We start from the raw sequence: 19,007 nt of genomic DNA on the forward strand, positions 1-19,007 counted from the left end.
TCCGGGGGTCTGGGAGCATCGGCGGCGTGAGGGTGGTCGTCGCGGAGGACTCGGTGCTGCTGCGCGAGGGGCTGGTGCGCCTGCTCGCGGAGGCCGGTCACGAGGTGGTGGCCGCCGTGGGCGACGCCCCGTCCCTGCTCGAGGCCGTCGAGGCCCAGGCGCCCGACGTCGCGGTCGTCGACGTCCGGATGCCGCCCGGGCACACCGACGACGGTCTGCGCGCCGCCGTCGAGGCCCGGCGCCGCCGGCCCGGGCTGGCCGTGGTGGTGCTGTCCCAGTACGTGGAGGCCTCCTACGCCGCCGACCTCCTCGGTGACGGGCGCGGCGGGGTGGCCTACCTGCTCAAGGACAGGGTGGCCGACCTGGACGCGCTCACCGGTGCGCTGGACGCGGTCGCCGCTGGTGGCACGTCCCTCGACCCAGAAGTGGTGGCGCAGCTGCTGGCCCGGCGCCGCCGCGACGACCCCCTCGCCGCGCTCACGCCGCGCGAGCGGGAGGTGCTGGCGCTGGTGGCCGAGGGGCGGTCCAACGCCGCCATCCGCGACGCGCTCGTCGTGTCCGAGGGGGCCGTGGAGAAGCACGTGGCGAGCATCTTCACCAAGCTCGGGCTGCCGCCCTCGACCGCTGACCACCGCCGGGTGCTGGCGGCCGTGACCTACCTGCGGGCCACGGGCACCTGACACCCGGCGGGATGCGGCACCGTCAGGCGCGGGCGGCTCGCAGGGCGTCGTCCAGCGAGGTGGCCGGGCGGCCCAGCAGCTCCTCGAGGTCGGCGGCGGCGACCTCGAGGGCTCCGTCGGCGGTGGCGACGTCGACGGCCACGAGGAAGCCGGCCGTCCCCTCGTCCAGACCCGCGGCCCGAAGGCCGGCAGCCAGCTCCTCGGGGGAGACCTCGTGGTGCGCCACCTCGCGGCCCAGAGCGCGCGAGAAGGCGGCGGCGAGCTCGTCCATCGTGAAGGACGGGCCGCCCAGCTCGAAGGTGCGCCCGGCGGTGCTCTCGTCCAGCAGGGCCGTGACCGCTGCGGCGGCGAGGTCGGCGCGCGTGGCGGGGCTCACGGCGGCGCCGCGGGTGGCGCTGGCGATCGACCCGGTGGCCTCCGCCTGGCCCAGCAGCCCGACGTAGTTCTCGGTGTACCAGCCGTTGCGCAGCAGGGTGGTGGGGATGCCGGACGCGGCGAGCAGGCGCTCGGTGGCGACGTGCTCGGGGGCGACGGGCAGGTCGGTGCTGTCGGCGCGCAGCACCGAGGTGTAGACGAGCCGACCCACCCCGGAGGCCTTCGCCGCCTCGACGACGGCGGCGTGCTGGCGCTCGCGCTGCCCCACGGCGCTGCCGGAGACGAAGAGGAGGGCGTCGACGCCCTCCAGCGCCGGCTCGAGGGTCTCGGGACGGTCGTAGTCGGCCTCGCGGACGTCGACGCCGCTCGCGGCGAGGTCAGCGGCCTTGGCGGGGTCGCGGACCAGGGCGACGACGTCGGTCGGCGCCGTGCCGCGACGCAGCAGCTCGGCGACGGCGAGACGGCCGAACTGGCCGGTGGCTCCGGTGGTGGCGTACGTGGGCACGGGTCCTCCTGGGTGGTGCGGACGTGACAGGTGCCACCCATCATGCAGCACTAACCATAAGTTAGCGCAAGCGGATCCACTGCGCGGTAGCATCGACGGGTGAGCAGCACCCCCGGCGACCAGTGCGGCGAGCAGCGAGACGACCAGCAGCTCGTCGTCGACGTGTTCGCCCGCGCCTGCCCGTCGCGCTCGCTGCTCGCCGACGTCACCGGTCGGTGGGGCACCCTCGCCGTGCTGGCCCTGGCCGACGGCACCGCGCGCTTCGGCGCGCTGCGGCGTCGCGTGGACGGCGTCAGCGAGAAGATGCTGTCCCAGACCCTGCAGGCCCTGGAGCGCGACGGGCTCGTGGTCCGCGAGGTCGTCACGAGCATCCCCCCGCACGTCGAGTACACGCTGACGCCCCTGGGGCAGCGCGTCGCCGGGCGGCTGCGCGCCCTCGTCGAGGTGCTCGAGGAGTCCGTGCCCGAGGTGCTGGCCGCGCGCGAGGCCCACGAGGTCCGTGGGAGGGTCGGGGCGTGAGGCTGATCCTCGTCCGCCACGGCCAGACCCCGTCCAACCTGCTGCACAAGCTCGACACCAAGGTGCCCGGGCCGGGGCTCACCCCGCTCGGCGAGGAGCAGGCCCGCGCGCTCGTGGACACCCTGCGCCCCGAGCGCGTCGACGCGCTGTGGGCCTCCAGCGCCGCCCGCGCCCAGCTCACCGCCACGCCGCTCGCCCACGACCGCGGCCTCGCCGTGCAGGTCCACGACGGCCTGCGCGAGCTCGACGCCGGAGACCTCGAGGGCCGCACGGACGAGCCCTCGGTGCGGGAGTACCTGCGCGTGGCGTTCGCCTGGGCCGACGGCGACCCGGCCGCTCACGTGCCCGGCGGGCCCACCGGCCACGAGGTGCTGGCGCGCCTGGACGCCGGGATCGGCGCGGCGGCGGCGTCCGTGGGGGCGGACGGAGCTGCCGTCGTGGTCAGCCACGGCGGGGCCATCCGCGCGTGGGTGGCCGCGCGCGCCGGCGTGGGTGCTGCCTTCGCCGCCCAGAACCCGCTGCTCAACACCGGCGTCGTCGTGGTCGAGGGAGACCCCCGGCGGGGCTGGCGCACCGTGGGCTACGCGGGCGAGCCCTTCGGCGCCCCCACCGCTCCCGTGGAGGAGTCCGGCCCGTCGGCCGAGCCCGTCATGTGGTGACCCGCTGACCCGCCCGGGACGACGGGCAGGGGGAGGCCTCAGGCGGCCTCGGTGCGCCCCGCGCGCCAGTAGCCCATGGCCGCCAGCGACGCCTTCGGCAGCCCGGCCGCCTTGACCAGCCGCCGGACGTCGCGCACCACGCCGGCCTCGCCGGCCACCCAGGCGTAGAGGTCGCCGCTGCTCACCGCCTCGGGGACGTCCCACAGCAGGTCCAGGTCGACGTCGTCGTCGGAGGCGTCCTGGCCGTCCAGGGCGACGGGGCGCTGCCCCGCCAGGAGCGAGGAGACCGCCGGCACCAGGAGGGAGCCGTGCGGCGCCTCGCCGAGCGGGCCGCGCCGCGGGAGCCACCGCACCTGCGCCCCGCCGGAGGCGACGGGCTGCAGCGCGTCCTCGGGGCAGGGCACCTCCAGCAGCGCCACCGTCCGCAGCGCCGCCTCGGGCTCCAGGGCCTCCAGGACCGCGCACACGGCCGGCACCGCCGTCTCGTCACCGACCAGCAGGAGCCGCCCGCCCGGCGGGGGCGCCCACTCGCGGCCCCAGGCGCGCCCCTCTCCGGGGCGGTCGGGGCCGACCACCACCAGCTGGTCCCCGACGCGGGCGGAGGCCGCCCAGCGCGAGGCCGGTCCGCTGCACCCCGCTGCGTGCGCGGCCGAGGACGTGCCGCCGGTGCCGTGGAGCACGAAGTCGACGTCGACCTCGCCGCGCGACGGGCGCGCGGCGCGCACCGTGTACGTGCGCAGCAGCGGACGCGACGCCTCGGGCGCCGCCAGCCACTGCGGGTACCACTCGTCGCCCCAGCCGCGGCAGGTCCGGACCAGCTGCGACGCCGTGCTCCCCGGGGCGGGCAGCACCACCTTGATGCGCTGGTCGGCGCCGCAGGCGCCGAAGCCGACCAGGTCGTCTCCCGCGAAGGTGATGCGCACGAAGCTGGGGCAGAGCCGCTGCACGCGGCTGACCTCCACCGCGAAGGTCCGGTAGGCGGGGGCTTCCATGAAGGGCAGGCTAACCTCACCGCCCGGTCGGGGGCCAGACCCCGCCCTCCACCAGGTCTGCTGACATGATCGGAGGCATGGTGAGCCCTGGAGCTGCTGAGCACCTCGAGCGCGAGCTCGCCGTGCTGCTGCGCCGAGCCCGCGGGATCTCGGGACAGCTGGCGCGCGACCTCCACCCCGAGCTGGAACCCGGTGCCTACGGACTGCTGCTGAGGGTGCTCAGCTCGGACGGTGCGCGCGCCACCGACCTGGCCAGCTACCTCGGCATCGGCAAGCCCACCGTCTCGCGGCAGCTGGCCACCCTGGAGCGCCTCGGCCTCATCGAGCGCTCGCGTGACGCCGAGGACGCGCGCGCCCAGGTGGTCCGGCTCACGCCGTCCGGGCGCGAGCAGGTGGAGCGCGTCCAGGAGGTGCGCCGCGCCCACTTCCTCGAGCGGCTGTCGTCGTGGACGGACGACGACGTCGAGCTGCTCGCGGGACTGCTGGGCCGCTTCAACGCCCTGCCCTCGCCGGCCGGCTCCGACGACGCCCCGGAAGACGCGGCCGACCGCTGACGGACGTCCGCGAGCAGCCGCCGCAGACCTCGGGCGGCTGCCTGCGGGCCACCTGAGCAGCTCCTCCGAACGGGCTGGAGGCGCGCGTCGCGCCTCAAGACCGCTCCGCCGGGCGCCGATGCTCCAGCGTGCACGGATGCAGCTCGGACCGCGGACGCCTGCCCCTGGAGGGCACCGGTGCCGCTCCCAGCGCTCCGCCCAGCGCCCTCGGAGCCCCCCGCCGCGGACGGACGAGGGCGGCCCGCGCCGCGGGAGCCCTGCTCGTCGTGGGTCTCGCCCTCGGGCTGCAGCCCGCAGCAGGTGGCGTCGACACCGCCGCGGCCTCACCGCGCACCCCCAGCCAGTCCGAGGTCGACGCCGCCCGCGCCGCCGCCGGCGACAAGGCGGGCCAGGTCGCCGCCGTCCAGGCCGAGCTCGCCGCCGCCCAGGCGGCCCTCGACACCGCGCAGGTGCAGGCCGCGGTGGCCGCCGAGGCCTACGACGCCGCCGCGACGGAGCTGGCCACCCGCACCACCGCCGCGCAGAGCGCCGCCGTGGCCGCTCTCGACGCCCAGCAGCGCGCCGAGCAGGCCCGCGCCGCCGTCGGGCGCCTCGCGGCCGGCACCTACCGCAGCGGTGGAGGCCTGGACCGGGTCTCGGCCTTCATGTCCGCTGACGGCCCCCAGGACCTCCTCGACCGGGCGGCCCTGCTCGACGTCGTCTCCCAGAGCACCGACCGCGCCTACGAGCAGCTGCGCGCCGCCGAGTCCGTCGCCGGTCTGCTCCAGCAGCAGTCGGCCGAGGCGCTCGCGCAGCAGCAGCAGGCAGCGGCGGCCGCCCAGAGCGCCCGCGACGCCGCGAGCAGCGCCGCCGACGCCGCGACCGCCATGGTGGCCACCACCCAGCAGCGCAGCGCCGATCTGGTGGCCCAGCTGGCGCAGCTGCAGGGCATCAGCACCGCGCTCGCCGCCCAGCGCCAGGCCGGGCTGGCGGCCCAGGCCGCCGCCGCCGCTGACGCCGCGGCCCGGGCCGACCGCGCCCGCCGGCAGGCCTCCGCCGCCTCGAGCGGCTCGGGCTCGGGCGGCTCGGGCGGCTCGACCTCGTCCAGCGGCTCGACCTCGTCCAGCGGCTCGGGCGGATCCGGCGGCTCCTCCCGCGGCTCCTCGAGCGGGGGAGCGGCGTCCGTGCCGTCGGGGAGCTCCTCGGCGAGCTCCTCCCAGGCGGCCGCGGCGCTGGCCTGGGCCCGCACGCAGATCGGCGACCCCTACGAGTGGGGCGCCACCGGCCCCGACAGCTGGGACTGCTCCGGGCTGACGTCGGTGGCCTACCGCGGCGCCGGCGCCTCGCTGCCGCGCACCTCGTCGCAGCAGTACCGCGCCGTCAAGAAGATCTCCTACGACGACATGCGCCCGGGCGACCTCATCTTCTACGGCACCGACCCCGATGACCCGTCGACCGTCTACCACGTGGCGATCTACGCCGGCGGCGGCGAGATGGTGGAGGCGCCCCGTACGGGGCTCGACGTGCGGGAGACGTCGGTGCGCTACGCCAACTCGATGACCTGGGCCGGGAGGGTCTGAGCCCTCCGCACGCCGACGGCGCCGCCGCCGCCGTGCGGAGGGGCGGTGCTCAGCCCTGCTGGGGGGCGTCCGCGGCCGGGCCGTGCCCGACCTGGGCGCGCACGTCGGGCCGCTGGCCCGCGTCGGAGCCCGACGTCAGGTGGCCGTCGTGCTCGGCCAGGCGCTCCACGGAGTTCTGGATCTCGGCCTCGGCCTCGGCGCGGCCCACCCAGTGGGCGCCCTCGACGGACTTGCCGGGCTCGAGGTCCTTGTAGGTCTCGAAGAAGTGCTGGATCTCCAGGCGGTGGAACTCGCCGATGTCCTGCAGGTCCTGCAGGTGGTCCATGCGCGGGTCGCCCGCGGGGATGCACATCACCTTGTCGTCGCCGCCGGCCTCGTCGCGCATGTGGAACATGCCGATGGCGCGGCAGCGCACCACGCAGCCCGGGAACGTCGGCTCCTCCAGCAGCACCAGCGCGTCGAGCGGGTCGCCGTCCTCGCCGAGGGTGCCCTCGATGAACCCGTAGTCGGCCGGGTACCGCGTGGCCGTGAAGAGCATCCGGTCGAGCTTGATGCGACCCGTCGTGTGGTCGACCTCGTACTTGTTCCGCGACCCTCGCGGGATCTCGATCGTGACGTCGAACTCCACGGCGACCTCCAGGTCTGTCCTGCGCCCCCCCGACACGGCGGCTGCCGCGGGCGGATCGGCCGCTCCGCGCGGCCCGCTGGGCCGTAGTGTCCCGCACGCAGGACAGGCGAGACGAGGAGCCCGTGGCAGGTCCACCCGAGCGCACCCCCGAGCCGGTGGCTCAGGACGACGACGCGCCCCGCGAGCCCGCCCCGGCGGACCCCGCCCCGCCGCCCGCGGAGCCCGCGCCGCCGGCCCCGGCCGGTCCCCCCTCCCCGCCGGTGCAGCGGTCCGCCCGCCGCCGGGGGCTGCGCGTCGGCGCGACCGCAGCGGCCCTCGCACTGCTGCTCGGGGGGTACGCGGTGGCCGACGCCGCCGGTGCGGCCCCCGGAGTGCTGACGCTCGCTCCCGTGCCGACAGCGCCCGCGCCTGCGGTCCCCCCGGGCGCCGCGGCCCGCCCCGCCCCGCCGGAGGCCCTCGCCGGGCTCGACCCGTCCGCGCCCCGGCCCGACCCCACCGCCCTGGCCGCCGCCCTCGGCCCCCTGCTGGCCGCCCCGGCCCTGCGCGGCAGCGCCACGGCCAGCGTCGTCGACGCCACCACCGGGCAGGTGCTGCTCGACTCCGGGGCCTCCCAGCCGCAGGAGCCGGCCTCCGTGGCCAAGCTGCTGACGGCCACGGCCGTCCTGCACGCGCTCGGCCCCGACGCCACGCTGCCCACCCGCGTGGTCGCGGGCGCAGCTCCCGGCCAGCTGGTGCTCGTCGGGGGAGGTGACCAGCTGCTCACCGCGGGCCGGTCAGACCCCGGCGCCACGGTGGGGCGGGCCGGCCTGGCCGACCTGGCCGACGCCGTCGCCGCGTCCCTGCGGGCCCGCGGCACCACGAGCGCCACCGTCGTCCTCGACGACTCCCTCACCGGTGGGTCGCCCCAGGTCGAGGCGGGCTGGGGCAGCGGTGACATCGCCGCGGGCTACGTCGCGCCGCTGACGTCGGTGGCCCTCGACGCCGGCCGGGCGACCCCGGCCAACTACGCCCCCCGCTCCCTCGACCCCGGCCTCGACGTCGCGCGGACGCTGGCCTCCCTGCTCGCGCAGCGCGGCGTGCAGGTGGACCCGGCCGCCGTCGTCCGCGGCGGGCCGGCGCCCGCCGGGAGCGCGGTGCTCGGCGAGGTCCGGTCGGCGCCCCTGGTGGACGTCGTGGCCGACGCGCTCGCGGAGAGCGACAACACCGTGGCGGAGGCGCTGGCGCGCCTCGTGGGAGCGGCCGCCGGCCGGCCGCCGGGCTTCGCGGCCTCCGCGCAGGCCGTCCTGGAGGAGGCGAGCGCCGCCGGGGTGGACACCACCGGCGCGGTGCTCGTGGACGGCAGCGGGCTGGGCGCCGGCTCGCAGGTGCCCGCGGCGGTGTTCACCTCGGTGCTGAGCACCGCAGCCCGCCAGCCGCAGGCCGCGCCGCTGCTCGAGGCGATGCCCGTCGGGGGGCTCAGCGGCACGCTGGCGGAGCGCTTCGCCGGCGGCTCCGCGGGCGCCGCCGGCCTGGTGCGCGCCAAGACCGGCTCCCTGACCGGTGTGAGCAGCCTCGTCGGGACGGTGGTCGACGCCGACGGCCGGCTCCTGGCCTTCGCGGTCCTCGCGGACGGCACCGGCCCCACCGTGCCGGCCCGCCAGTCGCTGGACGCCGTGGCGGCCGCGCTGGCGGGCTGCGGCTGCCGCACCGGCTGACCGTCCCGCGCCCGGCGGGCGCGCCGGTGCGCTCCCAGCCCGAGCGCCTACGGTGTGGGGGTGGCGGGCCCCGAGCAGCACGACGACCGCCTGGTCGACTGGGACCTCGCCGCGCGCACCGCCACCCGCCTCGCCCGACCGGGCCCCCGGGTGAGCGCCGCAGAGGCCCGCCGCGTGGTGGACGTCGTCCGCGAGGCCGCGGCCGAGAGCCCGCCGCACGTGGCGCGCGTCAGCCAGCTGCTCGTCCCCGCGGGGCCGCCGGCCCGCGTCGTGGAGCGGGGCGCCTGGGCGCGCGCCAACGTCGCCTCCTTCGCCAGCCTGCTCTCGCCCGTCGTCGACGAGGCCCTCGACGAGCGCCGCGCGCGCTCCGCCCGCTCCTCGCTGCGAGGGCTGGGCGTGGCGCGCCGCGTCACCGGCGTGCAGCTGGGGTCGCTGCTGGCGCTGCTCAGCTCGCGCGTGCTCGGCCAGTACGACGCCCTCGGCGAGGGTCCCGGCACCGGCGACCTGCTCGTCGTGGCGCCCAACGTGCTCGCCGTGCAGCGCGAGCTGGGCCTGGACCTGCGCGACTTCGCCCGCTGGGTGTGCCTGCACGAGGAGACCCACCGGGTGCAGTTCGCCGCCGCGCCGTGGCTGGCCGACCACCTGCGCGAGCGCGCCCGAGCCCTCTCCGGTGACGTGCTGCGCGGACCGGGCGCCGGAGCGGACCGGGTCGCGCAGACCCTGCGCGGGCTGCGCGGCGCGGTGGAGGGCGTGCGCGGCTCCGGGACGCCGGCCAGCGGCTCGAGCGGTCCCGGGGGATCGGGGCTCGGCGTGCTCGACCTGGCCACCACCGCCGACCAGCGCCGGGCGCTGGCCGAGGTCACGGCCGTGATGGCGCTGCTGGAGGGCCACGCCGACGTCGTCATGGACGACGTCGGCCCGTCCGTGGTGCCCACCGTGGCCACCATCCGCCGCCGGTTCAGCGCCCGCCGCGGGTCGAGCCGCGGCCTGCTCGACGCCGTCCTGCGGCACGGGCTCGGGCTGGAGGCCAAGCTGCGCCAGTACGCCGACGGCGCCCGCTTCGTGCGGGGCGTGGTGGGCGAGGTCGGCACGGGCGGCTTCAACGCCGTCTGGAGCTCACCGGCGGCGCTGCCGCTGCCCGAGGAGGTGGCCGACCCGGCCGCCTGGGTCCGCCGCGTCCACGGCTGACGCGCCTCCCACGACGGCTGGGCGGTCGGTGCCGGTGTCGGTGGTGACGGGGCCGTGACCGGGCCGGACCCGGCGGTCGCCGCCGTGCGCTCCGCCGTGCGCGCGGCGTGCGCCGACGTGCCTCCCGGGGAACTGGTGCTCGTGGCGTGCAGCGGCGGCGCCGACTCCCTCGCGCTGGCCGCCGCCGCCGGGTGGCTCGCGGCGCCGGGCGGGCGGGGGCGGGCGCCCTGGAGGGCCGGCGCCGTCGTCGTCGACCACGGCCTGCAGCCCGGGTCGGCGCAGGTCGCGCGGGCGGCGGGTGCGGCGTGCACCGGGCTCGGGCTCGACCCCGTCGTCGTCGTGGACGTCGACGTGCCCCGGGGTCGCGCGGGGCCGGAGGCCGCCGCCCGGGACGCCCGCCTGACCGCCCTCGACGACGTCGCCCGCCGCACCGGCGCAGCGGCCGTGCTGCTGGGCCACACCCTCGACGACCAGGCCGAGCAGGTGCTCCTGGGCCTGGCGCGCGGGTCGGGGGCCCGGTCGCTGGCCGGCATGCCCGCGCGGCGCGCAGCGCTGCGCCGCCCCCTCCTCGGCCTGCCCAGGACGACGACGCGGGCGGCGTGCGCCGCGCTGGGCCTGAGGCCCTGGGAGGACCCCACCAACGCCGACCCGGCGTTCACCCGCTCGCGCGTGCGCTCCCGGGTGCTGCCCGTGCTGGAGGCGGAGCTCGGGCCCGGCGTGGCGGGGGCGCTGGCGCGCACGGCCGAGCAGCTGCGGGAGGACGCCGAGGTGCTCGAGCGGCTGGCGGGCGAGCTGCTGGAGCGCTCCGCGGCGGCGCAGGACCGATCGGGTGACGCCGTCGACGCGGACGACGGGGTCGATCCCCGGCCCGGCGCTGACCCCGGTGCCGGTCTCGACGTCGAGGTGCTCGCCGCGGCGCCCGCGGCCCTGCGCCGCCGGGCCCTGCGCGCCGCGGCCCTGCAGGCGGGGGCGGCCGCGGGAGAGCTCTCCCGCGAGCACGTGCTCGCCGTCGACGCCCTCGTGGTGTCCTGGCACGGCCAGGGGCCGGTGCCGCTGCCCGGGCGCGTGGGCGCGGTGCGCACCTGTGGCAGGCTGCGCTTCGCCCCGGCCCCACCCCCACCAGGAGGACACTGATGGACGCCCAGGACATGGGCCGCGACCTCGCGGACGTCCTCATCGGCGAGGACGACATCCGCGCCCGCCTCGGGGAGATCGCCGCCCAGGTCGACGCCGACTACGCCGGGCGGGACCTGCTGCTCGTCGGCGTCCTCAAGGGCGCCGTCATGGTCATGGCCGACTTCGCCCGCGCGCTGCACGGTCCGGCGGAGATGGACTGGATGGCGGTCTCGAGCTACGGCTCCGGCACCAAGTCCTCCGGCGTGGTGCGGATCCTCAAGGACCTCGACCGCGACGTCACCGGCCGCCACGTCCTCATCGTCGAGGACATCATCGACTCGGGCCTGACCCTGTCGTGGCTGGTGGCGAACCTCCGCTCGCGCGGCGCCGCGTCGGTCGAGGTCATGGCGCTGCTGCGCAAGCCGGACGCCGCCAAGGTCACCGTCGACGTGAAGTACGTCGGGTTCGACATCCCCAACGCCTTCGTCGTGGGCTACGGGCTCGACTTCGCCGAGCGCTACCGCAACCTGCGCGTGGTCGGCACGCTCGCGGAGCACGTCTACAGCTCCTGAGCGCCTCCGGGACGTCCTCAGGACGTCCGCTGAGGGCGAACGGGTGGAACACCGGGGCGCACCTCGTCCGTTGGGCTGGTGAGACCCAGCGCTCGGTGCCGGGCTCCCCGCGCCACCGGTGTACGGTCGGGCGCCGGTCAGCCAGAGGAGAGAGGACGGGCCACGGCCCTCATCCACGCATGAACGCCAGGCGCTTCTTCCGCGGCCCGACGGTCTGGATCGTCGGGGCCCTGCTGCTCCTCGTCCTCGCCAGCCAGCTCTTCACGGGCAACCGGACCACCACCATCGACACCCAGGTCGGCCTGCAGCAGCTGACCTCGGGCAACGTCTCCGAGGCCAAGGTCATCGACGGTGACCAGCGCGTCCAGCTGAAGCTCAAGCAGCCGCTGGACGGCAACACCGACGTGCAGTTCGACTACGTGAGCGCGCGCGCCAGCGAGGTCGCCACGGCGGTCGCGAACGACTCCCCGAAGTGGACCGACGAGGTGCCCAAGGGCTCCGTGCTCGGCTCGATCCTCATCACGGTCCTGCCGATCCTGCTGTTCCTGGTCCTGTTCTGGTTCCTCTTCGCCAACATGCAGGGCGGCGGGAGCCGGGTCATGCAGTTCGGCAAGTCGCGCGCCAAGCTCGTCTCCAAGGAGGCCCCCAAGGTCACCTTCGCGGACGTCGCCGGCGCCGAGGAGGCCGTCGAGGAGCTGCACGAGATCAAGGAGTTCCTCGCCGAGCCCGCCAAGTTCCAGGCCGTCGGCGCGAAGATCCCCAAGGGCGTGCTGCTGTACGGCCAGCCCGGCACCGGCAAGACCCTGCTGGCCCGCGCCGTCGCGGGCGAGGCGGGGGTGCCGTTCTACTCGATCTCCGGCTCCGACTTCGTGGAGATGTTCGTCGGAGTCGGCGCGTCCCGCGTGCGCGACCTGTTCGAGCAGGCCAAGAACAACGCCCCGGCGATCATCTTCGTGGACGAGATCGACGCCGTCGGCCGCCACCGCGGCGCCGGCATGGGCGGCGGCCACGACGAGCGCGAGCAGACGCTGAACCAGCTCCTCGTGGAGATGGACGGCTTCGACGTCAAGACGAACGTCATCCTCATCGCGGCCACCAACCGGCCCGACATCCTCGACCCGGCCCTGCTGCGCCCGGGCCGCTTCGACCGGCAGATCGCCGTCGAGGCGCCGGACATGAACGGCCGCCACCAGATCCTCCAGGTGCACGCCAAGGGCAAGCCCGTCGCGCCCGACGTCGACCTGCTCGCCGTGGCCCGTCGCACCCCCGGCTTCTCCGGCGCTGACCTCGCCAACGTGCTCAACGAGGCGGCGCTGCTCACCGCGCGCACCAACGGCCAGGTGATCGGGGACCGCGAGCTCGACGAGGCGATCGACAGGGTCATCGCCGGTCCGCAGAAGCGGACCCGGCTGATGAACGAGAAGGAGAAGAAGATCACCGCGTACCACGAGGGCGGGCACGCCCTGGTGGCCGCGGCGCTGCGGCACACCGACCCGGTGACCAAGGTGACGATCCTCCCGCGCGGCCGCGCCCTCGGCTACACGATGGTGCTGCCGGTGGACGACAAGTACTCCACCACCCGCAACGAGATCCTCGACCAGCTGGCGTACGCCCTGGGCGGTCGCGTGGCGGAGGAGCTCGTCTTCCACGACCCCACCACCGGTGCCAGCAACGACATCGAGAAGGCCACGGACATGGCCCGCAAGATGGTCACGCAGTACGGCATGAGCGAGCGCGTGGGCGCCATCAAGCTGGGCAGCGGCAGCGGCGAGGTCTTCATGGGCCGCGACATGGGCCACGAGCGCGACTACTCCGAGGGCGTCGCGGCCGTCGTCGACGAGGAGGTCCGCCGCCTCATCGAGAACGCGCACGACGAGGCCTGGGAGATCCTCATGGAGCACCGCCAGGTGCTCGACACCCTCGTGGTGCGCCTGCTGGAGGAGGAGACGCTCAACCGCGAGCAGCTCGCCGAGGTCTTCGCCCCCGTGCAGAAGCGCCCGCTGCGGCCGGTGTGGCTGTCCAGCGAGCGCCGGCACGTCGACCAGCGCCCGCCGGTGATGTCCCCCAAGGAGATCGCCGCGGCGCAGAACGGCCACGCGCACCTCATGGCCCCCCAGGACGAGGCCGCCGCGGCCGGCGAGGACCACCTCGCCGGAGGCGTCCGAGGGCCCGAGGGCTTCCGCGCCGACCCCGGCCCCCAGGCCTGACCGTGGCGGCGCCCACCCCCGGCGCCGCCGCGGAGCCCGCGGGCACGGCTGCAGGCGGTCCTGGGACCGCGGCCGGTGGAGGCACCGGTGCGCCGGGCGACGTCGGCGCGGTCGGTCCCGTCGACGTCGAGAGGGCCCGCGCGGCCGTGCGCGAGCTGCTCCTGGCGATCGGCGAGGACCCGGACCGCGACGGCCTCCGGGCCACGCCGGACCGGGTGGCCCGGGCCTGCGTGGAGCTCTTCGCGGGCCTGCGGCAGGACCCCGCCGAGGTGCTGGCCACGTCGTTCGACATCGGCCACGACGAGATCGTGGCCGTCCGCGGCATCCCGGTCTCCTCGGTCTGCGAGCACCACCTGCTGCCGTTCACCGGCGTCGCGCACGTGGCCTACGTGCCCAGCGCCGACGGGCGCATCACGGGGCTGTCCAAGCTGGCCCGCCTCGTCGACCTGTACGCCCGCCGGCCGCAGGTCCAGGAGCGCCTCACCACGCAGGTCGCGGACGCCCTCGTCGAGCACCTGCACGCCCGCGGCGTGCTGGTCGTGGTCGACTGCGAGCACCTGTGCATGTCCGTGCGCGGCGTGCGGGCCCCGGGCGCCCGCACCACGACCTCCGCGGTGCGTGGCGGCATGCGCGACGCCGCCACGCGGGCGGAGGCGCTGAGCCTGGTGCTGGGTCGCTGACCGGGCGGTGGGCAGTTGTGAGGAGCCGGTGAGCACGGGCAGGACCCTGGTCTGGGGCGTGGTGAACACGACCCCCGACTCCTTCAGCGACGGTGGGAGGCACCTGCGGGCGCCGGCCGCCGTCGAGCACGGGCTCGCGCTGGTCGCCCAGGGCGCCGACGTGGTGGACGTGGGCGGTGAGTCGACCCGTCCCGGTGCTGCCCGGCCCAGCGAGGCCGAGGAGCTGTCCCGCGTGCTGCCGGTGGTGCGGGCCCTCGCGGGGCACGGCGTGGTGGTGAGCGTCGACACCATGCGGTCGGGTGTGGCCGCCGCGGCGCTGGAGGCGGGGGCGAGCATCGTCAACGACGTCTCCGGCGGGCTCGCCGACCCCGCCATGGCCGCCCTCGTCGCCTCCTCGGGCGCCACCTGCGTGGTGGGCCACTGGCGCGGGCACTCGGCGGGCATGAACGACCTCGCCGTCTACGACGACGTCGTGGCCGAGGTCCGCGCCGAGCTCGGCGCCCGCCTGGCCGCCTTCGAGGCCGCGGGGGTGCGCCGGGACCAGCTCGTGGCCGACCCCGGCCTGGGGTTCGCCAAGCGCGCCGAGCACGACTGGGCCCTGCTCGCGGCGCTCCCCGAGCTGGTCGGCGCCTGGGGCCGCGTGCTCGTGGGCGCCTCCCGCAAGCGCTTCCTCGGCGCGCTGCTGGCCGACGGCGCTGGTGCCGGGGGTGGCCCGGGGGTCCCGCGCCCGCCGGAGCAGCGCGACGACGCCACCGCAGCCGTCACGGCGCTGGCCGCCGCCGCGGGCGCCTGGGGCGTGCGCGTGCACGCCGTGCGCGCCAGCGCAGACGCCGTGCGCGTGGCCGCCCGCTGGGCGGAGGCGGCGGCGTGAGCGGACTGCTGACCACCGAGCTCCGCGGAGACGTCGTCTCCCTGCGCGGGCTGCGCGCCCGAGGCCGCCACGGGGTGCTCGACGCCGAGCGCCAGCTGGGACAGGTCTTCACCGCCGACGTCGACCTCCAGGTCGACACCCGCACCGCCGCGGTCACCGACGACCTCGCCGACGCCGTCGACTACTCCGTGGTCGCCGCCGACGTCGTCGCCGTCCTCGCCGGCGAGCCCGTGGCCCTCGTCGAGGTGCTCGCGAGCCGGGTCGCCAGCGCGTGCCTCGTGCACCCGGGCGTGCTGGCCGTCGCCGTCGCCGTCCACAAGCCCCAGGCCCCGGTGCAGGTGCCCTTCGACGACGTCGTCATCACCGTCGTCCGCCGCCGCGGCGACCTGCTCGACGCCGCGCCGGCCAGCCCCTTCGACGCGGTGGTCGCCCTGGGGGCCAACCTGGGCGACCGCGAGGCCGTGATGGCGGCGGCCGTGCGCGACCTGGCGGCCACGGGCGGCCTGCAGGTGGTGGGCGTCTCCGGCGTCGTCGAGACGACCGCCGTCGGGCTGCCCGGCGCAGCCCCCCAGCCCGACTACCTCAACGCCGTGGTGCGCCTGCGGTGCGCGCTGTCGCCGCGCGACCTGCTGCGCGCCTGCCGGGCCGTCGAGGCCGCCCACGGGCGCGACGCGGCGGTGCGCGCCGGTGAGCCGCGGTGGGGCGCCCGCACCCTCGACGTCGACGTCCTCACCTGCGGCGCCCTGGTCGCCGCGGACGACGACGGCGGCGGCGGCGGCAGCCCGGCGCTGCAGGTGCCGCACCCCCGCGCCGGGGTCCGCGCCTTCGTGCTGGTGCCGTGGGCCGGGCTCGCCCCCGACGACGTGCTGCCGGGGGCCGGCCGCGTGGCCGACGTCCTCGCCGCCCTGGCCGCTGCGGACCCGGCGGCCGTCTCCGACGTGCGTCCCCGCCCGGACGTCGCGCTGTCGGCAGGGGGCTCCGCGTGAGCCCCCTGCGGACGCGGGTGCTGCTCGCGGTGGCGCTGGTGGCCGGCGTGGTGACCTGGGTGGCGCTCGACGTCGTCGACGGGACCGGTGCCGCCGTGCCGATGCCGTGGACCGTCCCCGTGCTGCTCGTGGTGCTGGCGGTCGCCGTGCTCTCGGTGGGCAGGCCGGTGCGGCGCTGGAACCAGGGCCACCGGGACCGCCCGCTCGACGCGCTGCGAGCCGCGCGGACCGTGGTGGTCGCCCAGGCGGCCGGCGTCACCGGCGCCGCGCTGGCAGGGGCCTACGGCGGCTTCGTGGCCCTCCTGCTGCCGATGCTCGGCATCGAGGTGCGTCGCGACCGCATGCTCCTCGCGCTGGCGGCGATGGCCGGCTCGCTGCTCCTGCTGGTGGCCGGCGTCGTCGTGGAGCGCTGGTGCCGCCTGCCACCCGACGACGACGCCGACGGACGCGCCGGCCGGCAGCAGGGTCGTCGCAGCGGCGGTCAGACCGGGACGTCGTCGCGCGAGCCCGGCGACGGCGAGGTCCGCCGCAGCGCCGAGTACACGCCGTCCGGGGTCAGCACCCCCACGTAGCGCTCTCCGTCGAGCACGGGCAGCCAGCCGGCGTCGTGCTGGACGATCTCCGCCAGCCCCTTGCGCAGCGAGTCGCCCACGCTGATCGTCTCGTCGAAGCGGCGCGCCACCTGCCCCACGGTGCCCCCCTGCGCGCCCGGGCCCCGGTCGTGGGCGAGGTGGCGCAGCGACACCCAGCCGCGCAGCGCGCCCGAGCGGTCCAGCACCACCGCGTAGGGCTCGGCGGTGCCGTCGATGGCGGCGCGTGCGGTGGCGAGGTCGTCGTCGACGAGCACCGTGGCGGGGTGCGCCAGGTCCTGGGCCTCCACCGGCGTCACGGCCAGGCGCCGCAGCCCGCGGTCGGAGCCGGCGAAGTCGGCCACGAACTCGTTGGCCGGCGCGCCCAGCACCGTGGCCGGGTCGGCGAACTGCTCGAGCTTCCCCCCCTGGCTGAAGACCGCGATCCGGTCCGCCAGGCGCACGGCCTCGTCGATGTCGTGCGTGACGATGAGCACCGTCTTGTGCAGCTCGGCCTGGATGCGGCGGAACTCGCCCTGCAGGCGGTCGCGGGCGATGGGGTCGACCGCGCCGAACGGCTCGTCCATGAGCAGCACCGGCGGGTCGGCCGCCAGGCCGCGGGCCACCCCGATGCGCTGCTGCTGGCCGCCGGACAGCTCGTGCGGGTACCTGTCGGCGTACTGGGAGGCGGGCAGTCCCACCAGCTCGAGCATCTCCTCCACGCGGGCGCTCGTGCGCTTGCGGTCCCACCCGAGCAGCTGGGGGACGGTGGCGATGTTCGCGGCCACCGTGAGGTGCGGGAACAGGCCGACCCGCTGGATGACGTACCCGATCTCGCGCCGCAGCTTCACGGCGTCGACGCGCGTGACGTCCCGCCCGCCGATCTCGATGCGGCCCGCTGTCGGCTCGATGAGCCGGTTGACCATGCGCAGCGTGGTCGACTTCCCGCAGCCGGACGGACCCACGAGCGCCACCATCTCCCCGGCCTCCACGGCGAGGTCGAGGTGGCCCACGGCGAGGGTGCCGTCCGGGTAGCGCTTCTCCACGCCGTCGAGCCGGATGGTGCTGCCCGGGGTAGCGTCCCCGCCGTGTCCCTGATCGCGGCTGGTGTCCACAGCGCGACCCTCCCCGACAACTGCCTGGTCCGCAACGACTGGGTCTGCCCGCTGTACGTCGAGACCCGTTCGGACGTGCTGCTGGGGGCGCTGGGGCAGCACCTCTACCTCGTCCTGGTCTCGCTCGCGGTCGGCGTGGTGCTGGCGGTCCCGCTGGCGGTGCTCGCCCACCGGGTGAAGCGCGCGCGGGGGCTGACGCTGGGGGTGACCACGGTGATCTACACGATCCCGTCGCTGGCGCTGTTCATCCTGCTGCTGCCGATGACGGGCCTGACCTCCACCACGGTGGTCATCGCCCTGGCGCTGTACTCGCTGACGATCCTGGTCCGGAACATCCTCGTGGGCCTGGACGGCGTCGACCCCGAGGTCCGCGACGCCGCGGCCGGCATGGGCCTGTCGTCCTGGCGCACCCTGTGGCGCGTCGAGGCACCACTCGCACTGCCCTCGGCGATGGCCGGGCTGCGGGTGGCCGCGGTGTCCACGGTGGCGCTGGCCACCGTCGGGGCGATCATCGGCCAGGGCGGCCTGGGCAACCTCATCACCACCGGGTACTCCTCGAACTTCAACGCGCAGGTGCTCACCGCCTCGCTCCTGTGCGTGGTGCTCGCGGTGGTCTTCGACCTGCTGCTGCTGGGGGCCCAGCGCCTGGCCACGCCGTGGCGGAGGGGACAGCGCTGATGGACTGGCTCACGGGCATCCCGGCCTGGTTCGCCGACCCCGCCAACTGGCGCGGGGACGCCGGCGTGCCCACGCTCTTCGTCCAGCACCTCGGCTACTCGGCCGCCTCCCTGGGCCTCGCGTGCCTCGTCGCGCTGCCGGTGGGCGTCTGGCTCGGGCACACCGGGCGCGGGGGAGTGCTGGCCCAGCAGATCGGCAACGCCGGGCGCGCCGTGCCCGTCCTGGCCCTGCTCGGCATCCTGCTGCTCGTGCCCGGGTTCGGGCGCACCTGGTGGACGCTGATCCTCTGCTTCACGCTCTTCGCCGTCCCGCCCGTGCTCACCAACACCTTCACGGGGATGCGCGAGGTCGACCGCGGGGCGGTGGACGCCGCCACCGGGATGGGCATGTCGGCGTCGGAGGTGCTGCGGCGCGTGGAGCTGCCGCTGGCCACCCCCATGATCATGAACGGGGTGCGCCAGGCGGCGGTGCAGGTGGTCGCCACCACCTCGATCGCTGCGATCTTCGCCTTCGGCGGGCTCGGGCGCATCATCACGCGCGCTACGGGCAGCGCCGGCATCGACCTGTCGGCCGCGCTCGCCGGCACCCTCCTCATCGCCGCCTTCGCCCTGGCGGTCGAGTACGGGCTGGCCTGGGCCGGGCGCCGCGCCGACCCCGTGGCGCGGGCGCGCCGCGCCGCCCGGAAGCGCTCCGGGCGGGTGGGCTCTTCGGGGGGCGCGGGAGCCGTTACGACATCGTGACCGCCCCCCGGAGCGCGTTCACCGCGCTCATGGGGTTGCATGCCGAGCATCCCGTGCACGCAGCACCGCACGGGCCGCGGTGGCCGGGCCGGCCGCGGCGCTCCCGCGCCGCGACGGCCG

19 protein-coding genes and 1 pseudogene are annotated in these 19,007 nt (G+C 76.7%); 16 read left to right on the forward strand and 4 right to left on the reverse strand.

Going from position 1 to position 19,007, the window contains the following annotated elements; genetic code table 11:
• Positions 1 to 26 precede the first annotated feature (26 nt).
• The gene (locus FMM08_RS20385; RefSeq protein ID WP_147928179.1) at positions 27 to 680 is read left to right on the forward strand and encodes a response regulator transcription factor; all 654 of its coding nucleotides are present in this window, start codon (positions 27 to 29) and stop codon (positions 678 to 680) included.
• 22 nt (positions 681 to 702) lie between these two features.
• On the opposite strand, the gene FMM08_RS20390 is transcribed toward FMM08_RS20385, so the two are convergent.
• The gene (locus FMM08_RS20390) at positions 703 to 1,560 is read right to left on the reverse strand and encodes an SDR family oxidoreductase (protein ID WP_147928180.1); all 858 of its coding nucleotides are present in this window, start codon (positions 1,558 to 1,560) and stop codon (positions 703 to 705) included.
• Between the two features lie 99 nt (positions 1,561 to 1,659).
• On the opposite strand from FMM08_RS20390, the gene FMM08_RS20395 reads away from it, so the two are divergent.
• Both FMM08_RS20395 and FMM08_RS20400 read left to right on the forward strand, forming a co-directional pair.
• Positions 1,660 to 2,079, forward strand: coding sequence for a winged helix-turn-helix transcriptional regulator (locus FMM08_RS20395; RefSeq protein WP_147928181.1), 420 nt, complete (start codon positions 1,660 to 1,662; stop codon positions 2,077 to 2,079).
• Positions 2,076 to 2,738 carry a histidine phosphatase family protein gene (locus tag FMM08_RS20400; RefSeq protein WP_147928182.1) on the forward strand — a complete coding sequence of 221 codons (663 nt, stop codon included), beginning with the start codon at positions 2,076 to 2,078 and terminating at the stop codon, positions 2,736 to 2,738. Before FMM08_RS20395 ends, FMM08_RS20400 begins: the two co-directional genes overlap by 4 nt.
• A 38-nt stretch (positions 2,739 to 2,776) precedes the next feature.
• On the opposite strand, the gene FMM08_RS20405 is transcribed toward FMM08_RS20400, so the two are convergent.
• Entirely contained in the window at positions 2,777 to 3,730 is a 954-nt protein-coding gene (locus FMM08_RS20405) for a siderophore-interacting protein (protein ID WP_147928183.1), read from the reverse strand.
• 77 nt (positions 3,731 to 3,807) lie between these two features.
• On the opposite strand from FMM08_RS20405, the gene FMM08_RS20410 reads away from it, so the two are divergent.
• Both FMM08_RS20410 and FMM08_RS20415 read left to right on the forward strand, forming a co-directional pair.
• Positions 3,808 to 4,284 carry a MarR family winged helix-turn-helix transcriptional regulator gene (locus tag FMM08_RS20410; RefSeq protein WP_147928184.1) on the forward strand — a complete coding sequence of 159 codons (477 nt, stop codon included), beginning with the start codon at positions 3,808 to 3,810 and terminating at the stop codon, positions 4,282 to 4,284.
• Between the two features lie 128 nt (positions 4,285 to 4,412).
• Positions 4,413 to 5,843 carry a C40 family peptidase gene (locus tag FMM08_RS20415; RefSeq protein ID WP_147928185.1) on the forward strand — a complete coding sequence of 477 codons (1,431 nt, stop codon included), beginning with the start codon at positions 4,413 to 4,415 and terminating at the stop codon, positions 5,841 to 5,843.
• 139 nt (positions 5,844 to 5,982) lie between these two features.
• Here FMM08_RS20415 and FMM08_RS20420 read toward each other — a convergent pair.
• A pseudogene (locus tag FMM08_RS20420) lies at positions 5,983 to 6,471 on the reverse strand (inorganic diphosphatase); the annotation flags it as partial.
• A 122-nt stretch (positions 6,472 to 6,593) separates the two neighbouring features.
• Here FMM08_RS20420 and dacB point away from each other — a divergent pair.
• The 9 genes from dacB (at position 6,594) to FMM08_RS20465 (ending at position 16,357) form a co-directional block, all read left to right on the forward strand.
• On the forward strand, positions 6,594 to 8,165 hold the full coding sequence (gene dacB / locus FMM08_RS20425; RefSeq protein WP_147928187.1) for a D-alanyl-D-alanine carboxypeptidase/D-alanyl-D-alanine endopeptidase: 1,572 nt from the start codon (positions 6,594 to 6,596) through the stop codon (positions 8,163 to 8,165).
• A gap of 60 nt (positions 8,166 to 8,225) precedes the next feature.
• Positions 8,226 to 9,353 carry a zinc-dependent metalloprotease gene (locus FMM08_RS20430; protein WP_222711010.1) on the forward strand — a complete coding sequence of 376 codons (1,128 nt, stop codon included), beginning with the start codon at positions 8,226 to 8,228 and terminating at the stop codon, positions 9,351 to 9,353.
• 54 nt (positions 9,354 to 9,407) lie between these two features.
• Positions 9,408 to 10,487: a tRNA lysidine(34) synthetase TilS gene (tilS, locus tag FMM08_RS20435; RefSeq protein ID WP_147928188.1), complete on the forward strand. Its 1,080-nt coding sequence runs from the start codon at positions 9,408 to 9,410 to the stop codon at positions 10,485 to 10,487.
• A complete protein-coding gene (gene hpt, locus FMM08_RS20440; RefSeq protein ID WP_147928189.1) occupies positions 10,487 to 11,041 on the forward strand; it encodes a hypoxanthine phosphoribosyltransferase in 555 nt (184 codons plus the stop codon). Before tilS ends, hpt begins: the two co-directional genes overlap by 1 nt.
• Before the next feature lie 179 nt (positions 11,042 to 11,220).
• Entirely contained in the window at positions 11,221 to 13,248 is a 2,028-nt protein-coding gene (gene ftsH / locus FMM08_RS20445) for an ATP-dependent zinc metalloprotease FtsH (RefSeq protein ID WP_147928190.1), read from the forward strand.
• A gap of 2 nt (positions 13,249 to 13,250) precedes the next feature.
• Positions 13,251 to 13,928 carry a GTP cyclohydrolase I FolE gene (gene folE, locus FMM08_RS20450; RefSeq protein WP_147928191.1) on the forward strand — a complete coding sequence of 226 codons (678 nt, stop codon included), beginning with the start codon at positions 13,251 to 13,253 and terminating at the stop codon, positions 13,926 to 13,928.
• A 28-nt stretch (positions 13,929 to 13,956) separates the two neighbouring features.
• On the forward strand, positions 13,957 to 14,799 hold the full coding sequence (gene folP / locus FMM08_RS20455) for a dihydropteroate synthase (RefSeq protein ID WP_222711011.1): 843 nt from the start codon (positions 13,957 to 13,959) through the stop codon (positions 14,797 to 14,799).
• A complete protein-coding gene (gene folK, locus FMM08_RS23885) occupies positions 14,796 to 15,785 on the forward strand; it encodes a 2-amino-4-hydroxy-6-hydroxymethyldihydropteridine diphosphokinase (protein WP_255472652.1) in 990 nt (329 codons plus the stop codon). The genes folP and folK overlap by 4 nt, the downstream gene beginning before the upstream one ends.
• Positions 15,782 to 16,357, forward strand: a complete 576-nt coding sequence (locus FMM08_RS20465; RefSeq protein ID WP_187279899.1) for a DUF3180 domain-containing protein — start codon at positions 15,782 to 15,784, stop codon at positions 16,355 to 16,357. Before folK ends, FMM08_RS20465 begins: the two co-directional genes overlap by 4 nt.
• On the opposite strand, the gene FMM08_RS20470 is transcribed toward FMM08_RS20465, so the two are convergent.
• Entirely contained in the window at positions 16,267 to 17,469 is a 1,203-nt protein-coding gene (locus FMM08_RS20470; protein ID WP_147928195.1) for an ABC transporter ATP-binding protein, read from the reverse strand. The genes FMM08_RS20465 and FMM08_RS20470 overlap by 91 nt on opposite strands.
• On the opposite strand from FMM08_RS20470, the gene FMM08_RS20475 reads away from it, so the two are divergent.
• Positions 17,443 to 18,147: an ABC transporter permease gene (locus tag FMM08_RS20475; protein ID WP_222711012.1), complete on the forward strand. Its 705-nt coding sequence runs from the start codon at positions 17,443 to 17,445 to the stop codon at positions 18,145 to 18,147. The two genes, FMM08_RS20470 and FMM08_RS20475, sit on opposite strands and share 27 nt — an antisense overlap.
• On the forward strand, positions 18,147 to 18,887 hold the full coding sequence (locus tag FMM08_RS20480) for an ABC transporter permease (RefSeq protein WP_147928196.1): 741 nt from the start codon (positions 18,147 to 18,149) through the stop codon (positions 18,885 to 18,887). The genes FMM08_RS20475 and FMM08_RS20480 overlap by 1 nt, the downstream gene beginning before the upstream one ends.
• Positions 18,888 to 19,007: the final 120 nt, after the last annotated feature.

Source organism: Quadrisphaera setariae, from assembly GCF_008041935.1.
In the GTDB taxonomy this organism is placed as follows: Bacteria; Actinomycetota; Actinomycetes; order Actinomycetales; family Quadrisphaeraceae; genus Quadrisphaera; species Quadrisphaera setariae.